At 62.5% G+C, this 14766-nt stretch carries 12 protein-coding genes; 3 read left to right on the top strand and 9 right to left on the bottom strand.

What is annotated here, in order from left to right; all coding sequences use genetic code 11:
- The 6 genes from B9Z49_RS14925 to B9Z49_RS14900 form a co-directional block, all read right to left on the bottom strand.
- Positions 1-799, bottom strand: a 799-nt coding sequence (locus tag B9Z49_RS14925) for a MotA/TolQ/ExbB proton channel family protein (protein ID WP_108354223.1), incomplete at its 3' end; no start/stop codon positions are given.
- Between the two features lie 324 nt (positions 800-1123).
- Entirely contained in the window at positions 1124-1729 is a 606-nt protein-coding gene (locus B9Z49_RS14920) for a hypothetical protein (protein ID WP_158273514.1), read from the bottom strand.
- Entirely contained in the window at positions 1710-4586 is a 2877-nt protein-coding gene (locus B9Z49_RS14915; RefSeq protein WP_158273513.1) for a 2Fe-2S iron-sulfur cluster-binding protein, read from the bottom strand. Before B9Z49_RS14915 ends, B9Z49_RS14920 begins: the two co-directional genes overlap by 20 nt.
- Positions 4565-4837 (bottom strand): sarcosine oxidase subunit delta, encoded by a 273-nt coding sequence (locus B9Z49_RS14910; RefSeq protein ID WP_233254646.1) that lies wholly within the window; start codon positions 4835-4837, stop codon positions 4565-4567. The genes B9Z49_RS14915 and B9Z49_RS14910 overlap by 22 nt, the downstream gene beginning before the upstream one ends.
- 15 nt (positions 4838-4852) lie before the next feature.
- Entirely contained in the window at positions 4853-6124 is a 1272-nt protein-coding gene (locus B9Z49_RS14905) for a sarcosine oxidase subunit beta family protein (protein ID WP_108354220.1), read from the bottom strand.
- Positions 6125-6250: 126 nt separating this feature from the next.
- A complete protein-coding gene (locus B9Z49_RS14900; RefSeq protein ID WP_108354219.1) occupies positions 6251-7243 on the bottom strand; it encodes a dipeptidase in 993 nt (330 codons plus the stop codon).
- 200 nt (positions 7244-7443) lie between these two features.
- Here B9Z49_RS14900 and B9Z49_RS14895 point away from each other — a divergent pair, with 200 nt between their 5' ends.
- Positions 7444-8589, top strand: a complete 1146-nt coding sequence (locus tag B9Z49_RS14895; RefSeq protein ID WP_108354218.1) for a M20 family metallopeptidase — start codon at positions 7444-7446, stop codon at positions 8587-8589.
- Positions 8590-8695: 106 nt separating this feature from the next.
- Here the strand turns inward: B9Z49_RS14895 and B9Z49_RS22400 are convergent, their stop codons facing one another.
- Positions 8696-9121, bottom strand: coding sequence for a nitrilase-related carbon-nitrogen hydrolase (locus B9Z49_RS22400; RefSeq protein ID WP_108354217.1), 426 nt, complete (start codon positions 9119-9121; stop codon positions 8696-8698).
- 6 nt (positions 9122-9127) lie between these two features.
- Positions 9128-11245 (bottom strand): TonB-dependent receptor, encoded by a 2118-nt coding sequence (locus B9Z49_RS14885; RefSeq protein ID WP_158273511.1) that lies wholly within the window; start codon positions 11243-11245, stop codon positions 9128-9130.
- A 100-nt stretch (positions 11246-11345) separates the two neighbouring features.
- Between B9Z49_RS14885 and B9Z49_RS14880 the strand changes: the two genes are divergently transcribed.
- Complete coding sequence (locus B9Z49_RS14880; protein WP_369913614.1) at positions 11346-12632, top strand: PLP-dependent aminotransferase family protein; 1287 nt, start codon at positions 11346-11348, stop codon at positions 12630-12632.
- On the opposite strand, the gene B9Z49_RS14875 is transcribed toward B9Z49_RS14880, so the two are convergent.
- Positions 12611-13933: a serine hydrolase gene (locus tag B9Z49_RS14875; protein ID WP_158273510.1), complete on the bottom strand. Its 1323-nt coding sequence runs from the start codon at positions 13931-13933 to the stop codon at positions 12611-12613. The two genes, B9Z49_RS14880 and B9Z49_RS14875, sit on opposite strands and share 22 nt — an antisense overlap.
- Positions 13934-14041: 108 nt before the next feature.
- Here B9Z49_RS14875 and B9Z49_RS14870 point away from each other — a divergent pair, with 108 nt between their 5' ends.
- The gene (locus B9Z49_RS14870; protein WP_108354213.1) at positions 14042-14707 is read left to right on the top strand and encodes a cupin domain-containing protein; all 666 of its coding nucleotides are present in this window, start codon (positions 14042-14044) and stop codon (positions 14705-14707) included.
- The last annotated feature ends 59 nt before the right edge of the window (positions 14708-14766 follow it).

The following is a 14766-nucleotide window of genomic DNA, read 5'->3' as shown; positions in this document are numbered from 1 at the left end:
CATTCAAATCATGGCCAAAGCTGCGCACGTCATCCATGACATCTTTGTTGCGATTGACCAGCCAGTTGTAGCCCAACACGGCGGGGACGGCAACGGCCAGGCCGATGGCGGTCATGATCAAGGCCTCGCCCACGGGGCCTGCCACCTTGTCGATGGAGGCCTGGCCGGAAATACCAATGGCCGACAGCGCGTGGTAGATGCCCCAGACGGTGCCAAACAGACCGACGAAGGGAGAAACCGAACCGACGGTGGCCAAAAAGGACAGGCCGCTTTGCATTTCGCGGTTGACTCGGTCAACGGCGCGCTGCATGCTCATGCTGATCCAGTCCGCCAGGGGAATATGGCTCACAAGTCCACCGTGCTTTTTGGTGGCTTCCACGCCAGAAGCCGCAATGAACTGATAGGGACTGTCCTGGGTCAAGGCAGCCGCTCCCTGGGCAACTGTGCCAGCACTCCAGAACTTCTCGGCTGCTTCAAGACCCAAGCGAGCCACCTTGCGCTGCTCAAGAACCTTGACAGCCAGGATGTACCAACTGCCCATGCTCATGATGACCAGGATCAACAGCACGCCTTTTGCAACAGAGTCCGAAGCTCTCCAGACCGCCGCCATGCCATAGGGGTTGTCGGCGGCAGGCGGCGCTTCAGCCTTTGGTGGTGCCACTTGCGCGGTCTGTGACGCCGCTGTTCCCGGCGCAGTAGATTGGGCGAGCGCATTGGTTGAAATGCCGGCCACTGAAGCAAATACCAATCCGAGTGCCAAGGCCCAAGTATGTATCCACGCGTTAATTTTTTTCTCCATGACGATCTCCTTTATTAAATGAAACTCAAGCTTCTTTTGCACTCGGATGGGCCGCTCAAGATGCGACTTTTTTGTGGTGAATCCAAACAGATTCAATCTCTTTGGCGACTAAAAAGTTGAGCAAAGATGTAGCGAGCGCGTTCGATCATCTTTTCCTGCGGGTACTCTCGGAAATTAGGCCGTGTCTCTAGGGGAAATTTCGGTGAAGTCTTCAGTAGGCAGCGCATCGTCGCATCCAATTTTCTCGATCGGCCAAACTTATTGGCTGCTACATGACGGATCGAGCCATCAGTGTCTGAAGTGGCGAAACTCATTTTTATACTTTTATGGTTTAGACAAGCGAGGCTCGGCCACCGTGTCCAGAACGTATGCAATCCATTGGAACGCATAGAGGCCCTGAGGTCGGTCGACCGCAAGGAAAACACGATTCGGATCTATGCGAATGAGGGTTGCGCTTATGTCCATCAACCGCACACGAGTCGACTGTCCGCCAATCTGAGGATTCGCAGAGGCCTCCATCAGTCGCGTCAAAACACCATCAACATGCCGCCCCGTCAACTCAAGCACAAGGCAGCCTGCAGATTGATCCAAGGCGCAGGCCAACATGTCGCGGCCTGGCTGCAATGCATTGAGCAGGCTGTCGGCGACTGCACTTTGCGTGGTGAGGACCAAGCTTTCAGTCGGGTTTATCCAAACCTGCCATGGATCAGGGCCGGCGCACGTGTCCGGCTGTGGCAAAGCTTTAAGGTTCAGATGCAGCAGCGCTGACTCGACGGATTGGACCCCATGTTCAAGATAGCGCAGGCACATCACCCGCAAACCCTCAACAACGCGCAGGGTCGTGGAATCCACTGTCAAAGGCAACAGCTCATCAAGTTCTCGGTAGGCCGCGGGCGACCCTGTTAGTGATTCATCCATGTTGGCGTTCACCGGCGGCGTCGAAGAAGGGCGTCTTCACCACCTCGGCATCGATCGGCTGGCCAAGGTGATACAGGGTGATGTGCTCGCCAAGGCGTTTGCTGCCGCGTTTGAGCATGGCCAGAGCGACGGGATGCCCAAGAACGGGGCTGAAGACACTTGACGTGACGAAGCCCTCAATTGGTGCTGGTGGAGCAGTTGACGTCACGTGGGCGCCAACGGGCAGGTGGGTTCGGCGGTCCCGAGGCAGCAAGCCGACCAATTGCATACGGTCTGCGTCGGTTGCGACCGGCCGCAGCAGCGAGCGCCGGCCGACGAAGTTGGCGGTTTTCTTAACAATGCCGCGGTCAAGACCGACGTCGCCAGGGAAGGTTGTGCCATCGGTGTCAGCGCCCAAGTGCAGATAACCCTTTTCTGTGCGGAGAATCATCAATGCTTCGATACCATAGGGCAACACGCCAAAGTCCTGCCCAACCTGCCACAGGCGTTCAAGCAAGGACTGGGTTTGCAGCGCCGGGAGGTTGATTTCGTAGCCGAGCTCGCCGCTATAGCTCGCGCGCAAGACCCGCATCAAGATGCCGCCATAGCGCACTTCGTGCAAGGTCATATGTTTCATCGCCGCGGGTGCCAGCGCGTGATCGAAGCCAGCTGCCTGAAGGAGCGCCCACGACCGGGGTCCGGCTACGGTGACATTGCCCCAGTTCGAGGTGACAGGCGTGACCATGACGCGGTGGTGTACAAATTCACACTGCAGCCATTCCTCGAAAGCAAGGGCGACGCGCTCAGCGCCTCCCGAAGTGGTGTTGACCCAGAAGTGGTGTTCACCGAGGCGCGCGACGATGCCGTCGTCAAAAATCACACCGTCTTCCCGCAAAAGGAGGCCGTAGCGAGCTTGGCCGATAGCCAGCGTGGACATTGTGCCGACGTACATCAGGTCGAGAAAACTCGCAGCGTCTGGCCCATAGATTTCAATCTTGCCCAACGGTGATGCTTCGAACAGACCAACATGAGTGCGCACTTGTAGCGCCTCGCGTTCGGCCGCCGCGGTGAGTGATTCGCCATGTTGCAAGTAGGCGGCAGGGCGCTGCCAGCCGCCGAATTCTTCCCAGAGAGGTTGGTGTGCCTCATGCCACGCGTGGCCCGGCATGCGCTTGAGTGGCCTATAACGGCTGCCAGACCGACCGGCGGCCAGTGTGCCGAGTGTCACTGGTTTGAAGGGCGGGCGGAATTTGGTGGTGCCCACCTGGCCAGGCGTTCTCTGGGTCATCGCGCCCATCAGCACCAGCGCATTGACATTGCTGGTCTTACCTTGGTCGGTGGCCATGCCCGTCGTTGTGTAGCGCTTGAGGTGCTCCACCGAGCGGTAGTTCTCGCGTGCGGCCAGGGCCACATCGGCTGCGGTGACATCATTTTGCAGGTCGACAAACATCTTTGCAGGCTTGCGCCCCGCGGCTGCCAAGGCTGCAGCGGAAGGGCTGTTGTTCTCAGCCACCCGCCCGAGGCCACCGACCTGCGGCGTCAATGCCTCACCTCGGCCCACCGCATCCGCGTGCTCCAGCGCATGCTCTGCATCAAAGACACCGGCGCAAGCGCCCACCGAAGCAATGCCGTCTAACACCCGCTCGGGCACGAACATTGCCGACTCGTCCACCCAGCGCAGCTTTCCGCCTGCCATCGAGTAGAGATGGACGGCGGGCGCCCAACCGCCGGCACTGGCGACGCAGTCGGCGTCCAGCCGCTGCACGGCGCCGCCGTCCTGGCCTGCCACAACAATTCGTCGCACCGCGCGCTGGCCCTCTACGGCGACGATGGCGCTGCCGCGAAACACGGGTACACCGGCAGGCTCTTGGGCAGCAGCAGAAGTGCGGTGATCCACGATGGCGGCGACGTTGACGCCATTGGCAATCAGCGTGCGAGCCGTGTCGTAGCCGCTGTCGCAGGCTGTCGCGATGACCACCCGGCGCCCACAGGCCACACCGTAGTGCGAGGCATAACGCCCCACAGCACCAGCCAGCATAACGCCAGGGCGGTCGTTGTCGGGAAACAGCATCGGCCGCTCGAATGCGCCGGTGGCCAGGATAATGCGATCCGCACGCAGTTTCCACAGACGCTCGCGCACATTGCCACCGACAGGCTGCACCGCCGCTGCCATCAAATGGTCGTACAGGCCGAAAACGGTGCAGTGGGTTTGCACTTCGACGCCAACCTGCAGCAGCTCGGGCAATCGGGCGGCCGACGTTGGTTCTAGTTGGGCCGCACCTTCTAGCAGCAGCACCTGCCGGCCGCTACGCGCGGCAGACAGCGCTGCTTGAATCCCGGCAGCGCCTGCTCCGACAACGAGTACCTCGATCCGGCGAGTGACCTGGTCGTACCGGTCGGGGTCGTGGGCGTCGGCGGCCACACCCAGACCAGCCATGCGCCGGATGGTGGGTTCGAACCAATGCCAGTGCGGCCACATGAAGGTCTTGTAGTAAAAGCCCGCTGGCAGCAACGCGGCGAAGCGCTGTGTGAGCGCCGCCAGATCGAAGTCCAAGCTGGGCCAGGCGTTGCCTGTAAAGGTTTGCAGATCTTCGCTTGCAGCAATGTCGGTGGCCCGCGTGTTGGGTGTGCGTGCGCCGCCCAGGCCGATGTCAAGCAGGCCCGTGGGTTCTTCCACCCCGCAGCTGAAGATGCCACGCGGCCGGTGCAGCTTGAAGCTGCGGCCCACCTGCTTGATTCCCTGGGCAAGCATTGCGGAAGCCACGGTGTCGCCGGCAAAGCCATGCACATCGCGCCCATTGAACTGCAATCGCAGAGGTTTGTTCCTGTCGATCCAGGCGCCATGGGGAGCGGGAAGTCGGTAGCCGCTCATGATGACCTTGATGGACACACTTCTGTGATCCCGTAAACAGCCGTTATCTCGTGGGTGACGGTGTCTCGCAAAATATTGAACCATTGGCGGCAGCCGTAGGTATGGCGCCAGCGCTCTGCGTGGGCCCCCTTGGGGTTGGCGCGAAAGTACAAATAGGCACCCCAAGTTTCGTCATCACACTCCAGCGAGGGCCGCACGATACCAGTCGTGCCACCACAGTGAAATTCGTTCTCCGGGCGCGGCCCGCAGAAGGGACAGTTCAGTTGCATCATGATCTTGTCAACTTAGTGTGCGATACCAGAAGCAGCGGCTTCATCTATGAGCCGGCCGGTGTGAAAACGGTTCAATTGGAAGGGTTCGGCCAATTCGTGGTTGCGCCCGGTGGCCAGCACATGGGCCAGAGTCCAGCCGCCCACCGGGATGGCTTTGAAGCCGCCGGTGCCCCATCCGCAATTGATGTACAGACCGGACACCGGCGTGGCGCCGATGATCGGGCTGCTGTCCTGCACCACGTCCACGATGCCGGCCCATTGGCGCAACAGGCGCAGGCGCTCCAGCGTGGGGAACATCTCTACCGTCGCCGCAATCACCTGCTGCAGGATGGCAAAGCTGCCGCGCTGCGCATACGAGGGGAAATGGTCGAGCGCTCCGCCGATAACGACTTCGCCCTTGTCGCTCTGGCTCCAGTAGGCACCCAGCGCCGGTGACATGGTGACGGTGTTGAGCACCGGTTTGACCGGCTCACTCACCATGGCCTGAAGCGCGTAGCTGGTAACGGGCAGCTGGAAACCAGCCATGCCGGCCAGCACCGATGAGTGTCCAGCCACCGCCAGTGCCACCTTCTCGGCACGGATGTCGCCACGGTTTGTCGTCACTCCGACCACGCTGTCGCCCTGCTTGAGGAAACCGGTGACAGCACAGTTCTGCACGATGTCCACGCCGAGGGCCGAGGCGCCGCGGGCGTAACCCCAGGCCACCGCGTCGTGCCTTACCGCGCCGCCACGCCGCTGTATGAATCCGCCCAGGATGGGATAGCGCGCTTCGGAACCGAAGTTCAGGCGGGGCTCGAGCGTGCGCACCTGCGCGGCATCGAGCAACTCGGCATCCACGCCATTGCACAGCATCGCATTGGCCCAGCGCGCCTGCGAATCCATGTCGTGGCGCGAATGCGCGAGCGTCAGCACCCCACGCTGGCTGAACATGATGTTGAAGTTAAGCTCCTGCGCCAGCTGCTCATACTGCCGCACCGAGAAGTCGTACAGCCGCGCACTCTCGGGGTAGAGGTAGTTCGACCGCACGATGGTGGTGTTGCGCCCGGTATTGCCACCGCCGATCCAGCCCGCTTCGAGCACGGCCACATTCGTGATGCCATGGTTCTTCGCTAGGTAGTAGGCCGTGGCCAGGCCGTGGCCGCCGCCGCCGACGACGATGACGTCGTAGCTCGGTTTGGGCTCGGCATCGCGCCAAGCAGGGGCCCAGTCGGCATGGCCATGCCTGGCGGCCGCCAAGAGGTTCCAGGCAGAGTAGTGCTTGCGCTGTGGTATTTGTTCAGACATCAAAGTGAGCCGAGCAAATTGCGATGGGCCCGGTAGGACTTAGGCCTGCCGCACGAATAGCTTTGCGCACACAGTTTCCGGCAAACCGCCGGTGTGGATGGCAAACGATGACGAACCAGCTGCATGTCATGCGGGTACCTTCCAGACCTGCTGGGCGACGCGCATCAGGTTGCCACCCAGGATGGCGCGCAGATCGTCCACGGCATAACCTAGGTGCAACAGCCCCGTGACGATCTCCTCCAGCTGTTCCGGGCGAACGAAACTCATGCCGTTGCCGTAACCCAGTTCGGGGGGGAACGTATCCTTCATGGCGGCCATGCCTGCGTCAACTTCAGCCTGGTCGAACACATAGTCCAGACCCAGCGCCACATGCTGGGGACCAATCAGTTGCACGGCATGGTCAAGGTGGCGCACGAACGTCTCGCTGCGGATGTCGTTTTCTCCCAGGAATGGCCCCACGCCATTGATGCCGACCACACCGCCTTTGGCCGCGCAAGTCCGCATCAGGGCGTCTGAAATGTTGCGCGGATGCGGCCGAACGGCACTCGGGTTGGAGTGCGAGAAGATGACGGGCCCGGGCGCATAGGCCAGCACCTCGCGCGCGCTGCGCTCGCCCAGGTGACTGCAGCACACCACCATGCCCACGCGCGTCATCTCGTCGATCAGGCTACGGCCAAAGTCAGTGAGGCCGCAGTCGTCGTCCTGGCAGCCCCCGGCCGCAGCGTTGTTGCGGTTGTAGGCCAGCAGCATCCAGCGCACACCCAGGTCGAAATAGAGCTGAACCAGGCTGATCTGATCGGCGACGGCATTGGCGCCTTCGATGTCAAAGCTCACGGCCAGCCGACCGCTCGCCCTTGCCAGCTCGATGTCACCCACCGTTCGCACCAGAACGAACTCCTCAGCACGCTGTGCCAGCCATTCGCGCAAGCTGGCAATCATTCGCACGTGCTGTTCGATACCGTCGTCGCCGAAGCCGATGTTCAGTGAGACATGGTCAAACCCTGCTGCACGGTAGCGGGCAAGCTGCGGCAAGAAACTGGTGTCAATCGGCCGTAGCGGCATGCACCCGTGGTTGTCCCAGACCAGGCAGCCGTCAATAATCTCGCGTGCGGACCTCATGGCATGGTGGGTACGGGTTGCAACGCGGCCGCAGGCAAGCTGCCTTCGCCAGGCAGGTCAGTTGCGTATGTGGGGTTGGGTCCATCGTCCTCGAATCCCGGGCCGCAATGGTCGAATGAGGGCAGCAAATTGAACATATGGTTATTATACTATCCACATGATGCGATCGCCTACCTTTTTTACAAATGGATAAACTTCAAATGCCTGCTACTCAACAACTTAATGTGGACGAAATATTGGCCGGAATTCGGGCTTGGATCGAAATCGAGAGCCCGACCGATGACCCTACGGGCATGGCCCGCATGGCGGCGCGTGTGCAGGCCGACTACGAAGCCATTGGCGTGCGGGTGGAGCGCATTGCCGGTCGCGACGGGTTCGGCGACCACCTGCTGGCCATAGATGACCGCCACTGCCCTGCGCAGGCCGCCGAGGGCAAAGGGGTGCTGATTCTGAGCCACATTGATACCGTGCATCCAATCGGTACCTTGGCCGGCCCTTTGCCGTTCCGCATCGAGGGCGACCGCGCCTACGGGCCGGGCGCCGAGGACATGAAGGGCGGCACCTATCTGGCGTTGGCCGCCTTGCGACAGATTGCGCGCGAAGGCCTGAAGACGCACCTGCCGGTGCGGCATCTGATGGTCAGCGACGAGGAGATGGGCAGCGACACTTCGCGCGAACACATCGTGCGCGAAGCGCGGCGCGCGAAGTTTGTACTGGTCACCGAGCCAGCGCGCTCGGGCGGCAAGATCGTGACCGCCCGCAAGGGCATCGCCGGCTTCACGGTAACGGCCCATGGTGTGGCAGCGCACGCCGGCGTCGAACATCACCTCGGTCGCAATGCCATCCACGAGATTGCCCATCAGGTGCTGGCCTTGGAGAAGATGACCGACTACGCTCGTGAACTCACTGTCAGCGTGGGTCTGATCAAGGGCGGCACACGGTCCAACGTGGTGCCCGACACGGCAACGGTGGAAGTGGACGTACGCATGCCAAATCCCGAGATCGGGGAGGAAATCGTGCGTCGCATTCGAGGCCTCAGGCCCCACTTGCAAGGTGTCACGCTGACCATCGAGGGCGGCATCAACCGGCCCGGTTACGAGAAGACACCTGAGATCGCGGCACTGTACGAACACGCCAAGGCGCTGGCGGCCGAGATCGGATTCGATCTGATCGACCTGAAGACCGGTGGCGGCAGCGACGGCAACTACACCGCCGCCATCGCCCCCACGCTCGATGGCCTGGGCGTTGACGGCGATGGGGGACACACGCTGGAAGAGCGACTCTACATCAGCAGCATCGTCCCTCGCACCCAGTTGTTGATGCGGTTGATGGAGACACTGCGTTAGGCGTGCCCGGGCCGCCCTTCGATCCACAGGCACATCGCAACCGCGGCTCGCTAGCCATTGCCGCTTAAGGGTAGCGCTTCTCGAGGTGTTGGTGCTCGAAGCCCGGCTAGGGCTCGCGGTCGCCTGGCAGTTGCAACTTGCGGTAGCCGTCGATCGAGCCGCCATCGGGTCCGATCAGGGCCGAACTGTTAAAGCGCCGGCGTTGGCCGCCCTCGTGGGCGAGTTCGCCGTAGCCCAGGCACAACCCCATCCGAAGCCGACGTGCCACATCGAACAGTGGCTGGGTTTCCTGACTGGGCATCGAGGTCTCGAAGAAGACCTCGAGCAGCGCATCGTCGTCGATGGCCCAGCGTGGGAGGAACGAGGTCAACGCCAATTCCGAAAACACGACCAGGGCCGCCCGAACCGCGACGCCTGCTCCATGGGGGCAAGCATGAGTTCGACCACCGCGCCGAGCTGCGCGCGGCGCGGAACCGGACCGGTCCGAGTTGCACGGGCGCAATCGTGATGACGCGACCCATTGCGTGTCCACTTGGTCTTAGAACTGCAATTTTGCAACCACGCCGATCGAACGCGGTGCGATCCGGGAGTCCGGCAGCCCGAAGATGCCCGGGAACGTCACGCCGTTCGAGTCGGTGAGGTTCTTTCCTTCCAGGTAGACCTGCCAGGTGGGCATCTCCAACCCTATGCGTGCGTTCACCGTGTCGATGCTGTTGCTGCTGACGTTGACGCCTTGATTGCGAACGATGAACTTCACGGGATCCGAGTGCTGGTAGTCGAGGCGGAACATGCCGGGCATGCCCTTGGCCCAGCTGAAGCGCTGGTGCAGCGAGACTGAGGCCGTCTTCTCGGGAACAAAGTTCAACGGATCGCCCTGGTTGCGTTCAGAGGTCTTCACGTCGTAGGTGAGGTTCGAGTACCCCAGCGCCACGTCGAGCGTCAAGGACTTGGTCAGTGCGGCCGACAGCGTGATGTCCAGGCCGGGGCCGGAGGCCTTGCCGGTGTTGACCGTGAGTGCCCGACATGTTGCGGGCGTGCAACCGGGAGCCAGGTCCTGTGCCTGCACGTTGTTGTACTTGCTCTGATACGCGGCCACCTCGTACTGCAGCATGTCGCCGAACAAAGACCCGCGGTTGCCGATCTCGAAGTTGACGATGTCCTCGGGGCCGTAGTTGCGCGGCGTTGCCGTCGAATTGAAGCCGCCGCTGCGAAAGCCCTTGGAGGCGGTTGCATAGAGCGCGTTCTTGGGCGAATAGCGCCACAGCATGTTCAGTCGGGGCGTCGTGGCGCTGAACTCCGCTTGATCGTTGTAGAGTGTCGAAGGTGTGCCTGGGGGCGCAAAGCCAGACGGCAGCTTGGAGCCGACGTTCTCTGCCTTCTCCTTGAACGAGCGCAGGCCGCCGGTCAGTGACAACTGAGGCGACAAGGCATAGGTCAGCTCGCCGAACAGGGCCGTCTGGGTGACGTTGGTGGGGCCGGTGCCATCGAAGCCACCCTGCAGACGTAACGTGGAATCAGTCCACACGTCCGAGGTGACGGCGTGCGTGTCGGTCTTGCGGTAGTAGACACCGGCGGTCCAGCTCAACGGCCCCTTGTCGTCCGACTCCAGGCGCAGCTCCTGTGTCGTGATTTTTTGCGACATATCTTGCCGATAGGCAGCCCCGGAGGTGGGCTTGGGCATGACCAGCGCCCTGAAGGGCGCGCCGGCGTAAACGGCCGTAAATTCTGCCGTGGTGTCGATCTTGCGGTCCAGGTAGCCGGTGGAGCTGACCAGCCGCACGCTGCCCAGGTCGGCGTTCACCACCAGGTTGAACAGGTCGGTCTTGTCCTTGGTCGGAGACGGGATGAACGAAGCGATGGTGCGCTCGGCGTTCGAGCCTGAACTGTTTTTGGTGTCGGTTTGCGTATGGAAGAACATCGCGCTCACGTCGACATTCGAAGCCGGCCTGAGCAGAAGCTTGCCGCGCAGGAAGTCGCGCTTGGCGCTGTTGATGTCCTTGGCACCAGTCACGCTGTTGTCCACCCAGCCCGGCAGATCCTCATGCCCGGCCACCAGTCGAATGCCGGCGACACCCGTCGACAGCGGCACGTTCAACACGCCATTGGTCCGCCAACCGGTCTGGCCGCCGCTCAGTTGGCTGAAGCCAGTTTCGACGCTTCCCTCGAACTTGTCCAGGCGCGGTGAGCGCGTGATGAAGCGGATGGTGCCGCCCATCGAGCCATCGCCATAAAGCGTGCCCTGCGGGCCACGCAGCACCTCGATGCGCGCCATGTCCACCAAGGGCACATCGAGCGAGCGCTGGGCGTCCGGCATGTTCAATGAAATCTCGTCGAGGTAGGTGCCCACCAGCGCAGCACCGTAGCCCACGCCTTGTGACAGCCCGCGCAACTGGATGCGGCTGGCGCCCGGCGCGTTCTGGTTGATGAACAGCGACGGCACCACCGACTGCATTTGCTGGATATCGGTGACGCCGCGGTCGGTGATCTCGCTGGCGCCGATGGCGGTGATCGAGTAGGGCACATCTATCAGCATTTGACTTCGTTTGGACGCAGTGACCTCCACCGTCTGCAATCGCGTTGCGTCGTCGGTGGTGGGTTGCGCCATCAACGGCAATGCGGCCAACAGGGCGGCAATCGGCGTCAGCTGGTATTTCATCGTTCTTGTGTTCATGTGATCCAGTCCTTGGTTGGTTGGTTGATAGGCGTCATGCTATTGGATAATATAATATCCGTCAACCGATAAAATACGGATCTGGTTGCGTCATCCTTCTGAAAAAAGAGCTGTCGCTTCGCTCTTCTGGTGCATTGATGGTGTATTTAATAGACAACAAGAAGCTTCAGACATGAACCCGACAGCCTTCAGGTTGGCCCAGCGCACGAGTCGATTGACGCCCTCGATGATTCGCGAGCTGATGAAGCTCATGGGTCGCCCGGGCCTGGTGTCACTCGGCGGCGGCTTGCCATCGGCCGACGGCTTTCCGGCCGAGCCCCTGCGCGAAGCGTCGCAGCGCGTCCTGGCCCAGACACCTCGCGAAGCACTGCAGTACGGCACCACGGAAGGGTTACCCGCGCTGCGCGAATGGGTAGCGCAGCGCTTGCTCCAGCGTGGCCTGGCCATCCATGCCGCACAAGTGCTGATCACCAGCGGATCCCAGCAGGGGCTGGACCTGGTTGCCAAGCTGTTGCTCGAAGGAGGCACCCAAGTTGCGGTCGAGTCACCCACCTACCTGGGTGCGCTGCAGGCCTTTGCACCGTATGAGGCGGACGCCGTGGAGGTCGCCTGCGACGAAGCCGGGCCACTGCCCGAACGCCTGCATGAAGTGGCCGACGCCAGGGCGCTGTACCTGTTGCCCAACTTCCAGAACCCCACAGGGCGTTGCATTCCGCAGGCGCGGCGCGTGCAGATTGCCGCTCAGGCTCAAGCACTGGGGCTGCCGCTGATCGAGGACGACCCTTACGGCGATCTGTGGTTCGACCGGGCACCGCCTGCACCGGTGGCTGCACATTGGCCGCAGGGCACGGTCTACCTAGGCTCGTTCTCCAAGATTCTGGCGCCGGGTTTGCGCCTCGGGTATGCAGTGGCGCCAGCGCCTGTGTACGACCTACTCGTGCAGGCCAAGCAGGCGGCTGATCTGCACAGCGGGATGTTTGCGCAGCACCTGGTGGTTGACCTGCTGCACACCGGCATGCTCGATACCCACCTGGACGACGTGCGCGCGCGCTATCGCCTCGGCCGCGATGCCATGGCACAGGCATTGCACACGCACATGCGCGATCTCGCCACCTGGCAGGTCCCGCAAGGCGGCATGTTCTTCTGGTTGACGTTGCCCCGGCAGATCGACGCCGCCAGGCTGCTGCCGCTGGCCATTGAGCAAGGGGTGAGCTTCGTGCCGGGCGTCGCGTTCTTCGCAACCACCCCCATGCATCACGCGCTCCGGCTGTCCTTCGTCACGGAGCCTGCTGAGCGCATCGCGCAGGGCGTGGCCACCCTGGCGCAGTTGGTGCGCCGTGCGCTGGCCAATCAGAGCGGCCAAGCCCAGTAGATCCTGTTCTCCGGCGTGGTCCCCACCAGCAGGTGCTCGACACGATCGGCGTACCGGACGCGGTAGCGCCGCAACCTGTGCGTCGGTTGCTGCAACTGTTCCACGAGTTCGAAGCCCAGTGGCTCGACGCCGGCCCACAGGTTGATGACGTTGCGCACCGCACTGCCGTGGGCCACCACATGCAACAGTTCTTCCGCAAAACAGCCTGGGTCCAGCGCGGAACCGTTGCGAAACAGTTGCGCCCTGGCCATGGCGGTGAGGGCCGGCGCGTCATCTGGGATGGGCAGCAGCGACAAGGGCGTGCTGCCGGGCACATAGCCCTCCAGCGCCAGCTGCGCCAGATGTCTCACCGCGCGGGTGTTGCCAGGTGCCAGGTTGCACATGACCACTACGCCGCAGCCCTGAGCCGGCGCTAGGCAGGCCATTGCGGTCCAGCCATCGTAGTGGCCCCCATGGTGACCGATGACGGAGCCGCGCAGCATGTCGACGAACCAGCCACACCCATAGGGCGATGGCCGCGAGGTGTGCAGCAACGCGGGCGAGAACATTGTGGCCATGCTCGCCGCCGACAGCAACCGGCCGCCCAACAAGGCCTGCATCCAGTCCAGCGCGCCTTGCGCGGTGAAGGAGATGTCGCCGTCACCAATCACCTCGCGCCGGGCACTGGCCGCGTCGCGGCCCGCGATGCCAAGGCCCAGTGCGTTGGCGTCCCGGGTCCACTGTGGGCTGGCTACCGTGGCGCCTACACAGCCGGCCCGGTCGAACAGCGCCTGCAGCGCCGCGGCGTACGGGCGCCCGGCAAGTTGCGCGATCAGGAAGCCGAGCAGAATGTAGTTGGTATTGGTGTAGATCCAGCCTGCGTCGTGCTCAAAGACTGTAGCCATGGCGCCGTAGCTGCGCATGAACTCGTCGCGCCGCTCGGGCACTGTCTCGGCCTCGGTATAGGCCAGGTATTCGGGCAGCCCACTGGTGTGGCGCAACAGGGAGAGCACAGGGCGCTGCGCCCAGGCAGCCGGCACATCGGCAAGGTAGCGACCAATCGGCGCTTCCAGATCCAGTGAGCCGGCCTGCGCCAGATCCAGCACGGCGCAGGCGGTGACATGCTTTCCCAGGGACGCGACCGAAAACCAGGTGCTGCCGGTCACGGGGCGTTCGGAACCTGTGACTTCGACGCCGGTGGTGAAGACGCTCCGACGCCCGGGCGCCAGCAGGCACACTGCCAGGCCGGGAATCCCGAATTCGCGCGCACTCTCGGTCAGGGTTGCGGCCAGAGCTGCGGGCAGAGGTGATATTTCGGACATAGGGTAATTCGACAATCTGTTCAGTATTTTAGCCATCGGTCGCAGCCGCGACAAGCACGCTCGACTGGTCGTTAAAATAACAATTCCACTTTGGAGCGCAACCTCCCCATGAAGACCAAGACGACTCCAAGCGCCAAACCACGCAAGAAATCGACGCCCGCCAAGGCAGCACCCGCTGTCGAATCCAGCGCGCCCGAAGTTCTTGGGGCAACGCAGGCCAACGGTGAGCCTTCGGCCGGAGTCGGCGCGCGACTGCGCTACGTTCGGGAGCTGCACGGCCTGTCGCAGCGCGAACTCGCACGCCGCGCGGGCCTCAATCACGGCACCATCGGCTGTATCGAGAAAGAAACGATCTCGCCATCGGTGGGATCGTTGCGCAAGATCCTGGACAGTCTGCCGATGATGCTGTCCGAGTTTTTCTCTCTCGATCCGGACATCGAGACGCAGGTCTTCTTTCGACGCGATGAACTGCTCGACGTGGGAGCCGGCGGCATCTCCTTGCTGCAAGTTGGGCGCAACCTCACAGGCCGGCCCCTGCAGATTCTTCTGGAGCGCTATGCACCAGGCGCCGAAACGGCCGCGCAGCCGTACAGTCACGAAGGTGAAGAGGGTGGCGTTGTCATCCAGGGGCAGGTCGAAGTCACGGTCGGCGGTGTCGCAAAGGTGCTCGGGGCCGGTGACGGCTACCTGTTTTCGAGCCGCCTGCCCCATCGCTTTCGCAACGTCGGCGATGACGAGGCCGTGGTGGTCAGCGCTAACACGCCACCCCTGTAAACACCATCGGCGCCGCCGCGCAAAGCCGACGGAGGTCGGCTTTACAAAACACAGTGGAT

This window comes from Limnohabitans sp. 2KL-51, from assembly GCF_003063645.1.
Classification (GTDB): domain Bacteria; phylum Pseudomonadota; class Gammaproteobacteria; order Burkholderiales; family Burkholderiaceae_C; genus Limnohabitans_A.
This window is presented reverse-complemented; position numbering and strand designations above follow the sequence as displayed.